This is a genomic window from Roseateles sp. GW821-FHT09H11 (genome assembly GCF_059415845.1).
This window is the reverse complement of sequence record NZ_JBWKOA010000006.1, coordinates 390,150-406,897: the sequence shown is the minus strand read 5'-3', so window position 1 is coordinate 406,897 and position 16,748 is coordinate 390,150. Positions and strand designations below refer to the sequence as shown.

The following is a 16,748-nucleotide window of genomic DNA, read 5'->3' as shown; positions in this document are numbered from 1 at the left end:
GTGGCCCCTTCCGCTCCCCGCCGATGGACCGGCGCGCTGACGCCGATGCCCGGCGGCAGCGCGCTGGCGCGCGCCGTGCTGGGCGCCTTCGGCTGGCGCATCGTCTGCGACGGCCTGCCGGCGAAGCAGGGGGTCGTGATGGTCTATCCGCACACGTCGAACTGGGACTTCCCGATCGGCGTGCTGACGAAGTGGAGCCTGGGCTTCCAGCTGAAGTTCTGGGCCAAGGACAGCCTGTTCAAGCCGGCGGTCGTCGGCCGCTGGATGCGCGCGATCGGCGGCGTGCCGGTGAACCGGCGCTCGGCCAACGGCATGGTCGCCGACACGGTCCAGCAGATGCTCGAGGCCAAGGCGCGCGACGACTCCTTCTGGCTGATCGTGGCGCCCGAGGGCACGCGCGGCTATGTCGATCACTGGAAGTCCGGCGCGTACCACGTCGCCGTCCAGGCCGGCGTGCCGGTCGGGCTGGCCTCGTTCGACTTCTCGACGAAGCGCGTGCTGTTCACCGACTTCGTCGAGGTCAGCGGCGATCCGGCGCAGGACTTCGCGCTGTTCGCCGAGGTGCTGGGCGGCCGCCAGGGCAAGCACCCCGGGAACGCCGGAGCGATCCGGTTGAAGACTGACCCCCGACCGGCGTCCCCCCCGGCCGCCCACCCCGCATTCCACCCCGAAGCCGCCAAGGACGGAGATCCCCGATGAATACGCAACTGGTGCGCGATTACCTGCTCGGTCTGCAGCAGCGGATCGTCACGACGCTGGAGCGTCTGGACGGTCAGGACTTCATCACCGACGCCTGGCAGCGCGAGCCCGGCGGCCGCCTCGAAGGCGACGGCCTGGTGCGCCTGATCGAGAACGGCGCCGTGTTCGAACGCGGCGGCGTCAACTTCTCGCATGTGCGCGGCCGCGTGCTGCCGCCGTCGGCGACGGCGCATCGGCCCGAGCTCGCCGGCGCGCCGTTCGAGGCGATGGGCGTGTCGCTGGTGCTGCACCCCCACAACCCGTTCGTGCCGACGGTCCACATGAACGTGCGCATGTTCGCGGCGCTGCCGCCCGACCGCGAGCCGGTCATCTGGTTCGGCGGCGGCATGGACCTGACGCCGTACTACGGCTTCGAGCGCGACGCGCAGCATTTCCATCGCACCTGCCGCGCGGCGCTGGAGCCGCACGGCGACGCGCTCTATCCGCGCTTCAAGCAGTGGTGCGACGAGTACTTCCACCTGAAGCATCGCAACGAGCCGCGCGGCGTCGGCGGCATCTTCTTCGACGATTTCGCCGAGGGCGGCGTCGAAAAGGCGTTCGGCATGGTCCAATCCGTCGGCGACGCGTTCCTGCCCGCCTACGAGCCGATCGTCGACCGTCGGCACGGCCTGGCCTACGGCGAACGCGAGCGCGACTTCCAGGAATACCGGCGCGGACGTTACGTCGAGTTCAACCTGGTCTTCGACCGCGGCACGCTGTTCGGGCTGCAGTCGGGCGGGCGCACCGAGTCCATCCTGATGTCGATGCCGCCGGTGGCGCGCTGGCGCTACGACTGGCAGCCGGAGGCAGGCTCGCCCGAGGCGAAGCTCTACAGCGACTTCCTCCGCCCCCGCGACTGGGCGGACGAAGTGCCGACGCACCTGTGGTTCTGAAGGGACGCGAGTGAGCGACAGCGCTGCCGAGGGGCCCTCGAACGGCTTGAACCACCCGGACCGCCCGGACCGGGCACGGCAGGTCGGATGGTTCGGCGGGTCCTTCGATCCGGTGCACCGCGCGCACCTGGCGCTGGCGCATGCGGCGCTGGACCAGCTGGCGCTGGACGAGGTCCGCTGGATCGTCGCCGGGCGACCGTGGCAGAAGTCGGGCCGCCAGATGGCGGACGCCGCGGACCGCGCCGAGATGGTGCGGTTGACGATCGGGGGGGCGGGCGGGGATCCCCGCTTCGTCCTCGACGATCGCGAGATGACACGTGCCGGGCCGAGCTACACGCTCGACTCGGTGCGCGAGTATCAGCAGGAGCGCCCCGACGACGCGCTCTGGCTGATCCTCGGGCAGGACCAGTTGGCCGGCTTCCCAAGCTGGAACGGCTGGGAGGAACTGGTCGAGCGCATGGGGCTGGCAGTCGCGGCCCGCGCGCAGGACAAGGTACAGGCGCCGGCGGCGCTGCTGGAACGGCCGCATCGGCTGGTCCGGCTGACGATGCCGGCGCTGGAATGGTCATCCACCGAGGCCCGCCGACTGGCGGCCGAGGGCGCTGACGTAGGGCCCGTGGTGGGCGACGAGGTGGCGGGTTATATTGCCCGGCACCGTCTCTACAGTGAGAACTGAATGGACATCAAGAAACTGGAACGTGCCATCGTCGATGGTCTTGAGGATGTGAAGGGCCAGGACATCCTGGTCTTCGACACCGAGCGCCTGTCGCCGCTGTTCGAGCGCGTGATCATCGCCTCGGGCACGAGCAACCGGCAGACCAAGGCGCTGGCCTCCAGCGTGCGCGAGACGGTCAAGAAGCGCGGCATGCAGGTCATGCGCACCGAGGGCGAAGACAACGGCGAATGGATCATCGTCGACTGCGGCGCCGCCGTGGTCCACCTGATGCAGCCGGCGATCCGCCAGTACTACCACCTGGAAGAGATCTGGGGCGGCAAGCCGGTGAAGCTCAAGCTGGGCAACAGCGGCACGAAGCTGGTGAAGGCGTCCGAGCCGATGGACGACGAGGACGACGCGCCGAAGGCGAAGAAGTCCTCGGCCAAGAAGGCCGACAAGGCTGACAAGGGCGCGGACAAGAAGGCCGACAAGAAGGCCGAGAAGGCCGAGAAGGCTGAGAAGGCCGACAAGAAGTCCACCAAGCTCAAGTCCGTCGACGGCGAGGCGATCGGCGCCGCGTCCAAGAAGGCCCCGACGCGCGCGACCGGCACGAAGTCGGCCGCCGCGAAGTCGGCGACGAAGGCCGCGCCGGCGAAGTCCGCCGCGACCAAGTCCGCCAAGCCGGCTGGCAAGCCTGCCGCCAAGAAGACGAGCATCAAGACCACCGCGGCCGCGGCCAAGCCTGCCGCCAAGTCCACCCGCAAGCCTGCCGCTACCAAGGCGTCGGTCGAGACGGTGAAGGTCGGCAGCAAGAAGCCGGCGACGAAGAAGGTGTCGCCCAAGGTCGCCGCCGCCAAGCCGGCGGCCGCGGCGAGAAAGCCGGCAGCGAAACCGGCGGCCAAGTCGGTGTCCAAGCCCGCCGCCAAGAAGACGACGGTGAAGACCGGCACGAAGTCCAAGGCCAAGGCCTGACCCCGTGCGCCTGGTGTTGTGCGCGGTCGGCCAGAAGATGCCGGCCTGGGCCGATGAGGCCTATGAGGATTTCGCCAAGCGCTTCCCGCCCGAGATGCGGCTGGAGCTCAAGGCGGTGAAGGCGGAACCGCGCACCACCGGCAAGTCGACCGAGCAGCTGATGGCGGCCGAGGCGCAGCGCCTCGACGCCGTCTGCCCCAAGGGCGCCAGGCGCGTGGTGCTCGACGAGCACGGCGAGCGCGTCACCTCGAAGCAGCTCGCGCAGCGGCTCGAGACCTGGCGCGGCGACGGGCGCGACGTCGCGATCTTCATCGGCGGCCCGGACGGACTCGACGGCAGCATCAAGTCGCGCGCCGACGAGAAGCTGCGCCTGTCCGACCTGACGCTGCCGCACGCCTTCGTCCGCGTGCTGCTGGCCGAAGGCCTCTACCGGGCCTGGTCCGTCATGGAAGGCCATCCGTATCACCGGGAGTGAGCCATCGCGCGCTCCACGTCGCTGTTCCACCGCCTCCATCGTTCCAGCGCTTCGACATGACCGCCGTCTCTTCCACCGACTTCGTCTACCTCGCTTCGCAGAGCCCGCGCCGCCGGCAACTGCTGGAGCAGATCGGCATCCGCCATGAACTGCTGCTGCCCGGCGCCGAGGAAGATGCCGAAGCGCTCGAGGCCGTGATCGACGGTGAGTCGCCGGACGCCTACGTGCGCCGCGTCACCGCGGCCAAGCTCGATGCTGCGCTGCAACGCCGCGAACGCCGCGGCTTGCCGTCGGCGCCGGTGCTGTGTTCGGACACGACGGTGGCGATCGGCGATCGCATCCTCGGCAAGCCCGACGACGCCGCGCATGCGTCGGCCATGCTGGCCAGCCTGTCCGGCCGCGAACACCGCGTGCTGACGGCCGTCGCCATCGGCACGCCGGACGGCCGCGTGCTGAGCGCGGTCAACGTGTCGCTGGTGCGTTTCGCCGAGATCGGCGACGAGCGCCTGCGCGCCTATGTGGCTTCCGGCGAACCCATGGGCAAGGCCGGCGCCTATGCGATACAAAGTCAGGCCGCCGCCTGGATCGAACACATCGCCGGCAGTTATTCGGGCATCATGGGCCTGCCGTTGTTCGAAACGGCTCAGCTGTTGCGGGAGGCCGGTGTCGTTGTCTGAGACCGGAGCGCGGCGCTGAGCCTGACGAAGCATCAAGAGCGGACCCTGGACCGACAAAGCTTTCCGTAAGGCGACTCGAGCGTTGCCGCCAGCCCCGAGGCTGACGAGAGCGCTGGAGTACAAGAACATGGAAGACATCCTGATCAACTGGACCCCGCAGGAGACGCGGGTGGCTGTGGTCGAGAACGGGGCCGTGCAGGAACTGCACATCGAACGGACGCTGGAACGCGGCCTCGTCGGCAACGTCTATCTCGGCAAGGTCGCGCGGGTGCTGCCGGGCATGCAGTCCGCGTTCATCGACATCGGGCTGGAACGGGCGGCCTTCCTGCATGTCGCGGACCTGCACCTGAACGGCGTGAATCCCCGCGGCCATCACGGCGCGCACGGGGACGGCGCCCAGGCCGTGCCGATCGAGCGCCAGGTCTACGAGGGCCAGGCCTTGACCGTGCAGGTCATCAAGGACCCGATCGGCACCAAGGGCGCGCGGCTGTCGACGCAGATCTCGATCGCCGGCCGGCTGCTCGTGCACCTGCCGCAGGACAACCACATCGGCATCTCGCAGAAGATCGGTTCGCCCGAGGCGCGTGACGCGCTGCGGGCGCGCATGCAGACGCTGGTGTCGGCCGGCGTGCAGGACGGCAACACGGGCGGCTTCATCCTGCGGACCAACGCCGAGGAGGCCAGCGACGAGGAACTCGGCGCGGACATCGGTTACCTGCGCAAGACCTGGAACTCGATCCGCGAGAAGTCCTTGAGCCTGCCGCCCGGCAGCCTGCTGTTCCAGGACCTGAGCCTGGTCGAGCGCGTGCTGCGCGACCTGGCCAGCGACCGGACCAATTCGATCCGGATCGACGCCAAGCTCCAGTACGACGTGGTGCGCCAGTTCGGCGAGACCTACATGCCGACGGCGACCGCCAAGCTGGAGCTGTATCGCGGCGAGCGCCCGATCTTCGACCTCAACAACATCGATGCGGAGATCGCCCGCGCGCTGGCGCGGCGCGTGGACCTGAAGTCAGGCGGTTACCTGATCATCGACCAGACCGAGGCGATGACGACGATCGACGTCAACACCGGCGGCTTCGTCGGCGCGCGCAATTTCGACGACACGATCTTCAAGACCAACCTCGAGGCGGCGGGCGCCATCGCGCGCCAGCTGCGGCTGCGCAACCTGGGCGGGATCATCATCGTCGACTTCATCGACATGACCCGCGAGGAGCACAAGACCGCGGTGCTGCAGGAGTTCCGCAAGCAGCTCAGCCGTGATCGCACCAAGGTCACGATCGGCGGCTTCACGCAGCTGGGGCTGGTCGAGCTGACGCGCAAGCGCACCCGCGAGTCGCTGGCCCGCATGCTCTGCGAGCCGTGCCCGACCTGCGAGGCCCGCGGCCAGGTCAAGACCGCCCGCAGCATCTGCTACGAGATCCTGCGGGAGATCCTGCGCGAGTCGCGCCAGTTCAATCCGAAGGAGTTCCGCGTGGTGGCGGCGGCCAACGTCGTCGAGATGCTGCTCGACGAGGAGAACCAGCATCTGGCCGGGCTGTCGGACTTCATCGGCAAGCCGATCTCGCTGACCGCCGAGCCGACGAACCAGACCGAGCACTACGACATCGTGCTGATGTAGGCCCGGGAGGGCCGGCCGAAGATCGCGGCGGCGCAGGTCGACGCCAGCGGCCAGGGCACCGTCGTCAAGCCTTCCTCGAAGCCGTGGAGCGCGAGCGCCGTGGCCTGGTACGCGGGCATCGCGGGCGCATGGTCATGGATCACGCCGGCGGTCGCGGTGGCCGCGGCCACCGCCGCATCGCGCACGCTCATCGGCGACTGCTCCAGGTACGCCAGCACCGGCAGGGTGAGGCGCTCGTGCACTTCGACGAACGCCAGCCGGGACAGTGCCGCGCTCTTGCAGTGATGATCGACCTCGTCGAGGTGGAGCGCATGGCCGAGCTGCTGCAAGGTCGCCAGCAGGACCTCGCGCAGCCGGGCACCGTGAAGCTCGGCCTCTTCCGACGGCAGTCGCATGCCCGGCGCGAGCGTGGCGATGTCGACGCGGAAGCTGCGGAACATCAGCAGACCCGCCAGCCGTGCGGCGCCGAGGATCTGCGTCTGCGCATGGGCGAGGCCGTCCTCGATCACCAGCCGGGCGCGGACCAGCCGGTGGAAGTGTGCGGTCGCCGCAACGACGTGCTTGAAGGAAATGCCGGTCATCGCGAGGACTCCTTGGGGATCCGTTCCCACAGTTCCGTGCCGCTCTGCGCCAGCGCGAGGCGCACGCGGGCATCGGACACGACCTGCCCCCAGACCGTGCGCAACCGGGCCGCGAGTGCACCGGGCAGTCGCGGCGGTGCGAGCAACGCGTTCCAGGCCGGCACGTCACGCATGTCGAGGTCGTCGAAATCCGCACGATCCGGCGGATCGGCCAGTGCCGCACCGGCCGCGAACCGGGGATCGGCGATCGACGCGGGGAGGGCGCTGGCCACGCCGGCCAGGGACGGCGGCGTCGACAGCGGCGTCAGCCATCGACCGAACATGCGCGGCGGGAACACGGTGACGAACGGGAGCTGGCCGACGCGCGCGATCGGGGTGAAGTCCTCCGCCGAAGCGGCCGGGGGCTGGAACGGGTCGTCGGCCAGGCGCGCGGGGCGCTCCAGCAAGGTGCTGCAGGTCAGCAGCAGCATCCGTCCGTCGGGTGGCGCGGTCGCCACCTGGCGCGACGCGACGTAGCCCTGGCGGTCCGGGAGATTGCGTACCAGCACCTGCTCCCCTGAACGCTCGCGCCAGACCAGCGCCATCGTGCGCGCGACATGGTCCGGTCCGCTGCCGGCACTGAACGGGATCACCAGCGTCAACGACCCTTCACGGGTGTCCGTGGCGGAGGGCAGCGTCTGGGCCAGTACGGCCCGGTAGAGCCCGATGCACACCAGGCACACGATGGCGATCAGCCACGCCTGGACCGTGCCGCCCATGCGCGGCAGAAGCAGGCGGCCGACGAACGACCACCAGGACCAGGCGGGCGGGCGATGGACGGAGGGCGGCAGGGACATGACTTCCTTTCGGTGGTCGCGGCGGGGCGCGCGGGCGAAAGAAGTGATTCTGGGAAAAGGGCGGATCCGACGCCATGACTGCAATTGATGGAACGCGCCGTTGAAATCAACTGGTTCGAGTAGTCGGCCAACTTGTCCATGCAGGGTGGCGCGCGGCTTGCCGAGGGCCTTGCCCTTTGTAACCTCGCCGATCCGAAACACCCGTACAGGCCTCGGGCACAATCAGGCCTCCATTCGTTCCGCAAGCCGATGAGCACCAAGACGATTGCCACCCCTTCCGCTCTTCTTCCTCCCGGCATTGGCGCGCTGACGCGCCGTGGACTGCTCGGCGGCATGGCCGCAGGGCTGGCGATGCCGGCGCTCGCGCAGTTCCGGGTCGAGATCGCCGGTGTCGGCGCCACCCGGCTGCCGATCGCGATCAGCGACTTCAACAACGAATCGGCCACCGGCCAGCCGCTGGCGGCGATCATCCGCGCCGACCTCGAGCGCAGCGGCCAGTTCAGCATCGTGCCCGGCCAGGCCGGCATGAGCGAGACCTCCCAACCCCAGTTCGTCGACTGGCGCGCGCGCGCCGCCGACGCGCTGGCGGCCGGTTCCGCGACGCGCCTGGCCGACGGCCGCTTCGACGTGCGCTACCGCCTGTGGGACGTCGTCAAGGGCACGGACCTGGGCAGCGAGAGCGTCCCCGTCGTCGCCGGCGACCTGCGCCTGGCGGCGCACAAGATCGCCGACACGATCTACCAGAAGCTCACCGGCGAGCGCGGCGTCTTCGCCACGCGGCTGGTCTACGTGAACAAGGCCGGCCCGCGCTACTCGCTGCGCGTCGCCGACGCGGACGGCGAGGGCGAGCAGACCGTGCTCAACAGCCCCGAGGCGATCATCTCGCCGGCCTGGTCGCCGGACGGCAACGAGGTCGCCTACGTCAGCTTCGAGTCGCGCAAGGCGGTGGTCTGGATCCAGGACCTGCGCACCGGCAAGCGCCGCAAGGTCGCAGACTTCCGCGGCACCAACAGCGCGCCGTCGTATTCGCCGAACGGCCAGCAGCTGGTGGTCACGCTCTCGCGCGAAGGCGGCTCGCAGCTGTACCTGATCAACAAGGACGGCTCGGGCGCGAAGCGCCTGACGCAGACCTCGGCCATCGACACCGAGGCGACCTTCTCGCCCGACGGCGCGCAGATCTACTTCGTCAGCGACCGCGGCGGCGCGCCGCAGATCTACCGCATGCCGGCCGGCGGCGGCAACGCGGAACGGGTCACCTTCAGCGGCAACTACAACATCAGCCCGTCCATCAGCCCCGACGGCCGCACGATGGCCTATGTCACGCGCGTGGGCGGCGGCACCTTCAAGCTGTGCGTGATGGACCTCGGCGGCGGCCAGGTCCAGCAGATCACCGACACCAGCGACGACGAGAGCCCCAGCTTCGCCCCGAACGGCAAGCTGATCGTCTACGCGACACGCGCCGGCGGCCGCGACGTCCTGATGACGACGACGCTCGACGGCAAGGTCAAGGCGAAGCTGGCCACGCCGGGCGTCTCGGACATCCGGGAACCCGCGTGGGGCCCCTTCGGCAACTGAGGACCTCCGGTGCCGAGCGCTCGTACGTCCGGGAAATCGACGCATTTCGCAACGCCGGGCACATGGATTGCCTACGTTGGCGTCGCGCTTCGCCCATCCCGTGCGAAGCGTGATCGCGACGATTCGACGACCCCTCCGCGCCGGCATGCCGGCCCCACGGATGTGTTAGCCGATGATTCACAATTGCTGTTCCCCGCGGCTTCACCGGCGGCGCTGTCCACCGCCATGTCCAGACCGTAACTCCCGCCCGCTTGACCTCTAGGAGCGTATGCCCATGAAACTCGAAAAACTGATGCTTGGCCTGGTGGCCGCGGCAGCCCTGTCCGCCTGCAGCTCGACCAAGCTGGATGAACCGGCCCCGGTCGAGAACAAGACCCCGGTCGTGACGCAGCCGAGCGGCCCGCAGGTCGACCCGAACGCCAACGCGCAACGCAAGGTCGAGACCGTCGACCTGGGCGCCCAGCTGGACGCCGCCGTGTCCAACCAGCGCGTCGTGTTCTTCGACTTCGACAGCTTCGTCGTCAAGGACGAGTACCGCAGCCTGATCGAGAACCACGCCAAGCGCCTGAACAACAAGAAGTCGCTGCAGCTGAGCCTCGAAGGCCACGCCGACGAGCGCGGCGGCCGCGAATACAACCTGGCCCTGGGCCAGAAGCGTGCCGAAGCCGTCGCCAAGTCGCTGACGCTGCTGGGCGTGTCCTCGGGCCAGGTCGAGGCGGTGAGCTTCGGCAAGGAGCGTCCGACCGACACCGGCCACAACGAAGAGGCGTGGGCCAAGAACCGTCGCGTCGAACTGCGCGACAAGTGATCCGGTGACATGAGCATGCTGCGATTCCATCGTTCCTTCCCCTTCGCGCCGGTGTCGGCGGCCAAGGCCGCGCTGATCGGCGTGCTGATGGCGCTGAGCGCCGCCGGCCCCGCGCGGGCGGCGCTGTTCGAGGACGACGAGGCCCGCAAGGCCATCCTCGACCTGCGGACCAAGATGGCGCAGAACGAGGACGCGCAGCGTGCCCGTGTCACGGAGCTGCAGGGCCAGCTCGAGACCGCGCGACGCGGTCTGCTGGACCTGTCCGGACAGATCGAGGCGCTGAAGTCGGACCTGGCCAAGATGCGCGGCCAGAACGAACAGCTGGCGCGCGACCTGTCCGAAACCCAGCGCAAGGTGGCCGACCAGTCGGCCACGCTCGACAACCGGCTGCGCCCGCTGGAGCCGCAGAAGGTGTCGCTGGACGGCAAGGAATTCCAGGCCGATCCGGAAGAGAAGCGCCAGTTCGATGCCGCGATGGGCCTGATCCGCCGCGGCGACTTCAACGAGGCGGTGTCCGCCTTCACGTCCTTCCTGCAGCGTTTCCCGGCGAGCGGTTTCTCCGACTCGGTGCGCTTCTGGCTGGGCAACGCGCAATACGGCAAGCGCGACTACAAGGGCGCGATCGCGACCTTCAAGGCCTTCGTCGCCGCGAATCCGGACCATCCGCGCGCGGCCGAGAGCCTGCTGGCGATCGCCAACTGCCAGATCGAGCTCAAGGACACCAAGAGCGCCCGCAAGACGCTGGAAGACCTGCAGAAGGCCTACCCCGGCAGCGAGGCCGCGAAGGCCGCCAAGGAACGCGCGGCGGGACTGCGCTGATCCGCTGCTTGCCGACCTGCTGAGGACGCGCTCCGGCGCGCAACGATCTTGAGTCTGGAGACCGGGCACGGCCCCCTTGATCTGGAAGCGGACGCGGAGCGCCGCTTCGGCGGTCTGCGCCGTCTGCACGGTGAGCGGGACTACGCGCGGCTGCGCGCGGCGCGTTTCTGCGTCGTGGGGCTGGGCGGCGTGGGCTCCTGGGTCGTCGAGGCGCTGGCCCGCATGGGGGTGGCGCGACTGGTGCTGGTCGACCTCGACCATGTCGCCGAATCCAACATCAACCGCCAGGTGCAGGCGCTCGGCAGCACGCTGGGCATGGCCAAGGCGGAAGCGCTGAAGCAGCGCATCGCGGACATCCACCCGGGCTGCGAGGTCGTCACCATCGAGGACTTCGTCGACGACAAGAACTGGCCCTCGCTGCTCGGCGACGTGCAGGTCGACGGCATCGTCGATGCCTGCGACCAGGTCCGCGCCAAGGCGCAGATCGCGGCGTGGGCGAGGGCGCTCAAACTCCCCCAGATCTGCATCGGCGCCGCCGGCGGCAAGCACCGGCCGCAGGACGTCGAGATCCTGGACCTGTCCGAGACCACCCATGATCCGCTGCTGGCCAACCTGCGTCAGCGGCTGCGCAAGTTCCACGCCGCGCCGCGCCAGGGCGCGATGGGCGTGACCTGCGTGTTCTCGCGAGAGCCGGTGACGCGGCCGGAAGGCGTCGATGCCTGCGACCTGGATGGCAACCTGAATTGCCATGGGTATGGATCGAGTGTCGCGGTCACTGCCGGCTTCGGCATGGTCGCGGCGGCGGAGCTGGTGAAACGGTATCTGAAGGCGCTTGCGCGACCCCAAAAAACCGTCCTATAATGTGAGGCTCTGCTGAGGGGCGAACACCTCGAAGCGATGCAGCGGAGGCCGGGGCAACTCGGCTTTCACTGCTTGAAGCAGGCTTAGGCGTGCAGGCTTCGGGTCGTTAGCTCAGTCGGTAGAGCAGCGGACTTTTAATCCGTTGGTCGCAGGTTCGAATCCTGCACGACCCACCATCGTTTCAGATGGCAGTCAGTTGAATGTTCTCGGGGGCTCTTAGCTCAGTTGGTAGAGCAGCGGACTCTTAATCCGTTGGTCGAAGGTTCGAATCCTTCAGGGCCCACCAACCGATCCTTGTCGGATCGTCAGAGTGAAAGACGCGCAGGATGTTGCGTGCGATTCACGGACGACGAGACGATGTCAGAGGGGATCTGGTGTGACGAGGACAAAATATCTGACATAATCTCGGCTTCGCAAGTTTCGATAGAAACCTGCAGGACGACAAGAAGACAAAGAGAATTTCGGGCTCTTAGCTCAGTTGGTAGAGCAGCGGACTCTTAATCCGTTGGTCGAAGGTTCGAATCCTTCAGGGCCCACCAGAACAAAGGGGTTGCAGCAGTGCTGCAACCCCTTTTTCCTTTTCTGCGCCGGATGTGCCCGGAAAGTGCGCCGGAAACTGATTCCGGCATCCGCCTTCGAGTATCGGGTTTTGGCCGCTCGGCTAGACTGCCCGTCGACATTCCTCTGATCGCCACGATCACCTTCGCCCATGTCCCAAGCTCCCCAGATTCAAGAAGCGCCGCTGCTGCAGGCCCTGCAGCAGGTCGTCGATCCCAACACCGGTCGCGATTTCGTCTCCACGAAGCAACTCCGCAACCTCAAGGTGCAGGGCGACGCGGTCAGCTTCGACGTCGAGCTGGGCTACCCCGCCGCCAGCCAGATCGATGCGCTGCGCGCGGCGCTGGTCGAGGCGGCGCGGTCGGTGCCGGGCGTCGGCAACGTCAGCGTCGGCGTGACGACCAGGATCACCGCCCACGCCGTCCAGCGCGGCGTGCAACTGCTGCCGGGGGTGAAGAACATCATCGCGGTGGCGTCCGGCAAGGGCGGCGTCGGCAAGAGCACGACGGCCGCCAACCTGGCGCTGGCGCTCTCGGCCGAAGGCGCGACCGTCGGCCTGCTCGATGCGGACATCTACGGCCCCAGCCTGCCGCTGATGCTGGGCATCCATGGGCGTCCGGAGAGCACCGATGGCCAGACGATGGAGCCGCTGGAATCGCACGGCCTGCAACTGATGTCGATCGGTTTCCTGGTCGAGGACGACCAGGCGATGGTCTGGCGCGGTCCGATGGCGACGCAGGCGTTGGATCAGCTGCTGCGCCAGACGCGCTGGCGCGATCTGGACTACCTCGTGATCGACATGCCGCCGGGCACCGGCGACATCCAGCTGACCTTGTCGCAGCGCGTGCCGGTGAGCGGCTCGGTGATCGTGACCACGCCGCAGGACATCGCGCTGATCGATGCGAAGAAGGGTCTGAAGATGTTCGAGAAGGTCGGCGTGCCGATCCTGGGCATCGTCGAGAACATGGCCATCCACATCTGCAGCCAGTGCGGCCATGCCGAGCACATCTTCGGCAGCGGCGGTGGCCAGCGCATGGCGGACCAGTACTCGCAGGAGCTGCTCGGCTCGCTGCCGCTGGCCCTGTCGATCCGCGAGCAGGCGGACAGCGGCAAGCCGACGGTCGTCGCGGAGCCCGACGGCCCGCACGCCCAGGCCTACAAGCAGATCGCGCGCAAGATCGCGGTGAAGCTGGCCGGCCAGGCCAAGGACTACTCATCGAAATTCCCGACGATCACCATCTCGAAAAACACCTGACCCCGCCGCCCGCGGCGGTCCCTCCACGCCGTGCTGCACTGCAACGGGAGCCGCGCAGGCCGGTGCCCCTCGGAGCGAATTCCGAGCGGCGAGGAGGAGATTGAGCGCAGAGGGGCACCGGCCTGCGCGGCGGGCCGCTCGGTCGCTGCAACGCACAAACCGGACCGTCAGAAAATCCCATCGCCTATCGCGGTGCGCCCTGCGGTTGTCCCTCGCGTCAGAGGGTGAGTCCCCATTGGACAAAGCGGGAGCTTTGTGCCGAAATGCTCGAACGGGCCGCGTGACGGCCGTGCATTTCACCCAGGTCGGTCTTCGTGAGCGGAGGCCGAGCCCAGGAGGCACAAGATGGACATGAACCGGAGGCACTTCTTCCGGGTGAGCGGGGCGGCCGTGATGGGCTCGAGCCTCGTGGCGTTGGGGTTCTCTCCGACTGCCGCACTGGCCGAGACGCGCCAGTTCAAGCTCGCCCGGGCGACCGAGACCCGCAACACCTGCCCCTACTGCTCGGTCGGTTGCGGGATCATCATGTACTCGCTCGGGGACAAGGCGAAGAACGTCAGTTCCGAGATCATCCACATCGAGGGCGACCCCGATCATCCGGTCAATCGCGGCACCTTGTGCCCGAAGGGCGCGGGCCTGCTGGACTTCGTCCACAGCCCCAACCGGCTGAAGTACCCGGAGATCCGCGAGGCCGGCGCCAAGGAGTGGAAGCGCGTCAGCTGGGACGAGGCGATGAACCGCTTCGTGAAGCTGCTCAAGGCCGACCGCGACGCCAACTTCATCGCCAGCAACGCCGACGGGAAGACCGTCAACCGCTGGCTCTCGACCGGCATGATCTGCGCTTCGGCATCCTCGAACGAGTCGGGCTACATCACCCACAAGGCGATGCGCTCGACGGGGATGCTCGCGTTCGACAACCAGGCCCGCGTTTGACACGGACCGACGGTGGCCAGTCTGGCCCCGACGTTCGGACGCGGCGCGATGACCAACCACTGGGTGGACATCAAGAACGCCGATCTCGTGCTGATCATGGGCGGCAATGCCGCCGAGGCGCATCCCTGCGGCTTCAAGTGGGTGATCGAGGCCAAGCATCACAACAAGGCCCGGCTGATCGTCGTCGACCCGCGCTTCACGCGCTCGGCCGCGATGAGCGACTACTACGCGCCGATCCGCGCGGGGTCCGACATCGCCTTCCTGGGCGGCGTCATCCACTACCTGCTGAGCAACAACAAGATCCAGACCGAGTACGTCCGGCACTACACGAACGCCCCGTTCATCGTCGGTGAGGGCTACAAGTTCGAGGATGGCATCTTCTCGGGCTACGACGAGGCCAAGCGCGCCTACAACAACGCGTCGTGGGCCTATGAGATGGACGAGAAGGGCTTCGCCAAGGTCGACATGACGATGCAGCACCCGCGCTGCGTGCTCAACGTCATGAAGCAGCATTTCTCGCGCTACACGCCCGAGAAGGTCAGCGAGATCACCGGCACGCCCAAGGACCGGTTCGTCGAGATCTGCCGCCAGATCGGCGAGACCTCGGCCCCCGGCAAGGTGATGACGATCCTGTACGCCCTGGGCTGGACGCAGCACAGCCAGGGCTCGCAGATCATCCGCACCGGCGCGCTGGTGCAACTGCTGCTGGGCAACATCGGCCAGCCCGGCGGCGGCATGAACGCGCTGCGCGGCCACAGCAACATCCAGGGCCTCACCGACCTGGGCCTGCTGTCGACCTCGCTGACGGGCTACATGTCGCTGGCCAAGGACTCCGAGCAGGACCTCGAGACCTACTACAAGACCCGCGCGCTCAAGCCGCTGCGTCCCAACCAGATGAGCTTCTGGCAGAACTATCCGAAGTTCTTCGTCAGCCAGCAGAAGGCGTGGTGGGGCAAGGCCGCGACCAAGGAGAACGACTGGGCCTACCACTACCTGCCGAAGTGGGACAAGGGCTACGACGTGCTGCAGGCCTTCGAGCTAATGCACCAGGGCAAGGTCAACGGCTACATCTGCCAGGGCTTCAACCCGGTGGGCTCCTTCCCCAACAAGAAGAAGGTGGTCGAGAGCCTGTCCAAGCTGAAGTTCCTCGCGATCATCGATCCGCTCAACACGGAGACCGCCGAGTTCTGGAAGAACTACGGCGAGCACAACGACGTGAAGACGGAAGAGATCCAGACCGTGGTGTTCCGCTTCCCGAGCACCTGCTTCGCGGAGGAGGACGGCTCGCTGACCAACTCCGGACGCTGGCTGCAGTGGCACTGGAAGGGCGCCGAGCCCCCGGGCGAGGCCAAGGGCGACGCGGAGATCATCGCGGAGATCTTCCTGCGCCTGCGCGCGCTGTACCAGAAGGACGGCGGTGCGTATCCGGATCCGATCGTCAACCTCAGCTGGCCGTACAAGATCCCGCACAGCCCCTCGGCCGAGGAGCTGGCGATGGAGTTCAACGGCAAGGCGCTGGCCGACGTGACCGATCCGAAGGACCCGACCAAGGTCCTGGCGAAGGCGGGCGAGCAGCTCTCCGGCTTCGGCCTGCTGCGCGACGACGGCACGACCTCCAGCGGCTGCTGGATCTACGCCGGCGCGTGGACGCAGGCGGGCAACCAGATGGCCCGGCGCGACAACAGCGACCCGTGGGGCATCGGCCAGACGCTGAACTGGGCCTGGGCCTGGCCGGCGAACCGGCGCGTGCTCTACAACGCCGCGTCCTGCGACCCGAGCGGCAAGCCGTGGAATCCGAAGCGGCGACTGATCAGCTACACCGACAAATGGGGCGGCTCCGACGTGCCGGACATCCGGCCGGACGCCAACCCCAATGACGAGGACGCGGTGCGGCCCTTCATCATGACCGCCGAGGGCGTGGCGCGCCTGTTCGCGCCCAGCGGCATGGTCGACGGCCCGCTGCCGGAGCATTACGAGCCCTTCGAGTCGCCGCTGACGGTCAACCCGATGCACCCGACCAACGCCAAGGCCATGAACAACCCGGCCGGCCGGGTGTTCAAGGCCGACCGCGAGCAGTTCGGCAAGCCGGACAAGTTCCCCTACGTGGCGACCAGCTACCGGCTCACCGAGCACTTCCACTACTGGACCAAGAACGTGCGCACGAGCGCGATCATCCAGCCGCAGCAGTTCGTGGAGATCGGCGAGGAACTCGCGAAGGAGAAGGGCATCGGCAACGGCGACCAGGTGAAGGTCAGTTCCAACCGCGGCTTCATCAAGGCCGTGGCGGTGGTGACCAAGCGCGTGGCATCGCTCGATGTCGGCGGCAAGCGGGTCCACACCGTGGGCCTGCCGAACCACTGGGGCTTCGTCGGCGTGGCCAAGCCCGGTTATCTGGTCAATACGCTGACCCCGTTCGTGGGCGACGCGAATACCCAGACGCCGGAGTTCAAGAGCTTCACCGTCAACATCGAGAAAGCTTGAGGAGCCTCAG

The 16,748-nt window shown here is 67.8% G+C and carries 15 protein-coding genes and 3 tRNA genes; 16 read left to right on the top strand and 2 right to left on the bottom strand.

The features are described from left to right. The 7 genes from AC07PR_RS21415 to rng all read left to right on the top strand — a co-directional run bounded on the left by AC07PR_RS21415 (position 1) and on the right by rng (position 6,031). Positions 1-699 carry a 1-acyl-sn-glycerol-3-phosphate acyltransferase gene (locus AC07PR_RS21415; RefSeq protein WP_495136490.1) on the top strand — a complete coding sequence of 233 codons (699 nt, stop codon included), beginning with the start codon at positions 1-3 and terminating at the stop codon, positions 697-699. After that, a complete protein-coding gene (hemF, locus tag AC07PR_RS21410) occupies positions 696-1,631 on the top strand; it encodes an oxygen-dependent coproporphyrinogen oxidase (RefSeq protein WP_377156646.1) in 936 nt (311 codons plus the stop codon). The genes AC07PR_RS21415 and hemF overlap by 4 nt, the downstream gene beginning before the upstream one ends. 10 nt (positions 1,632-1,641) lie before the next feature. Further along, a complete protein-coding gene (gene nadD / locus AC07PR_RS21405; protein WP_495136489.1) occupies positions 1,642-2,307 on the top strand; it encodes a nicotinate (nicotinamide) nucleotide adenylyltransferase in 666 nt (221 codons plus the stop codon). Continuing rightward, the gene (rsfS, locus tag AC07PR_RS21400) at positions 2,308-3,258 is read left to right on the top strand and encodes a ribosome silencing factor (protein WP_495136488.1); all 951 of its coding nucleotides are present in this window, start codon (positions 2,308-2,310) and stop codon (positions 3,256-3,258) included. A gap of 4 nt (positions 3,259-3,262) precedes the next feature. After that, entirely contained in the window at positions 3,263-3,733 is a 471-nt protein-coding gene (gene rlmH, locus AC07PR_RS21395; RefSeq protein ID WP_495136487.1) for a 23S rRNA (pseudouridine(1915)-N(3))-methyltransferase RlmH, read from the top strand. A gap of 56 nt (positions 3,734-3,789) precedes the next feature. Further along, complete coding sequence (locus tag AC07PR_RS21390) at positions 3,790-4,410, top strand: Maf family protein (RefSeq protein WP_495136486.1); 621 nt, start codon at positions 3,790-3,792, stop codon at positions 4,408-4,410. Between the two features lie 127 nt (positions 4,411-4,537). Then, the gene (gene rng, locus AC07PR_RS21385; RefSeq protein WP_495136485.1) at positions 4,538-6,031 is read left to right on the top strand and encodes a ribonuclease G; all 1,494 of its coding nucleotides are present in this window, start codon (positions 4,538-4,540) and stop codon (positions 6,029-6,031) included. Here rng and AC07PR_RS21380 read toward each other — a convergent pair. Both AC07PR_RS21380 and AC07PR_RS21375 read right to left on the bottom strand, forming a co-directional pair. Then, positions 6,010-6,612 carry a hypothetical protein gene (locus tag AC07PR_RS21380; RefSeq protein WP_377156635.1) on the bottom strand — a complete coding sequence of 201 codons (603 nt, stop codon included), beginning with the start codon at positions 6,610-6,612 and terminating at the stop codon, positions 6,010-6,012. The genes rng and AC07PR_RS21380 overlap by 22 nt on opposite strands. Continuing rightward, on the bottom strand, positions 6,609-7,448 hold the full coding sequence (locus AC07PR_RS21375) for a type 2 periplasmic-binding domain-containing protein (RefSeq protein ID WP_495136484.1): 840 nt from the start codon (positions 7,446-7,448) through the stop codon (positions 6,609-6,611). The genes AC07PR_RS21380 and AC07PR_RS21375 overlap by 4 nt, the downstream gene beginning before the upstream one ends. Positions 7,449-7,697: 249 nt before the next feature. Between AC07PR_RS21375 and tolB the strand changes: the two genes are divergently transcribed. The 9 genes from tolB (at position 7,698) to fdnG (ending at position 16,738) form a co-directional block, all read left to right on the top strand. Further along, positions 7,698-9,023, top strand: a complete 1,326-nt coding sequence (tolB, locus tag AC07PR_RS21370) for a Tol-Pal system beta propeller repeat protein TolB (protein ID WP_483105511.1) — start codon at positions 7,698-7,700, stop codon at positions 9,021-9,023. Positions 9,024-9,297: 274 nt separating this feature from the next. Beyond that, a complete protein-coding gene (gene pal / locus AC07PR_RS21365; RefSeq protein WP_495136483.1) occupies positions 9,298-9,831 on the top strand; it encodes a peptidoglycan-associated lipoprotein Pal in 534 nt (177 codons plus the stop codon). Between the two features lie 9 nt (positions 9,832-9,840). Then, positions 9,841-10,650: a tol-pal system protein YbgF gene (ybgF, locus tag AC07PR_RS21360; protein ID WP_377156630.1), complete on the top strand. Its 810-nt coding sequence runs from the start codon at positions 9,841-9,843 to the stop codon at positions 10,648-10,650. A 48-nt stretch (positions 10,651-10,698) separates the two neighbouring features. Continuing rightward, entirely contained in the window at positions 10,699-11,511 is an 813-nt protein-coding gene (locus tag AC07PR_RS21355) for a tRNA threonylcarbamoyladenosine dehydratase (RefSeq protein WP_377156628.1), read from the top strand. A 100-nt stretch (positions 11,512-11,611) separates the two neighbouring features. Next, a tRNA-Lys gene (locus AC07PR_RS21350) sits at positions 11,612-11,687 on the top strand. Between the two features lie 34 nt (positions 11,688-11,721). After that, positions 11,722-11,797 (top strand) — tRNA-Lys (locus AC07PR_RS21345). A 177-nt stretch (positions 11,798-11,974) separates the two neighbouring features. Beyond that, positions 11,975-12,050: transfer RNA gene (locus AC07PR_RS21340), tRNA-Lys, on the top strand. Positions 12,051-12,220: 170 nt separating this feature from the next. Next, entirely contained in the window at positions 12,221-13,324 is a 1,104-nt protein-coding gene (gene apbC, locus AC07PR_RS21335; RefSeq protein WP_495136482.1) for an iron-sulfur cluster carrier protein ApbC, read from the top strand. 345 nt (positions 13,325-13,669) lie between these two features. After that, positions 13,670-16,738 carry a formate dehydrogenase-N subunit alpha gene (gene fdnG / locus AC07PR_RS21330; protein WP_483105513.1) on the top strand — a complete coding sequence of 1,023 codons (3,069 nt, stop codon included), beginning with the start codon at positions 13,670-13,672 and terminating at the stop codon, positions 16,736-16,738. The last annotated feature ends 10 nt before the right edge of the window (positions 16,739-16,748 follow it).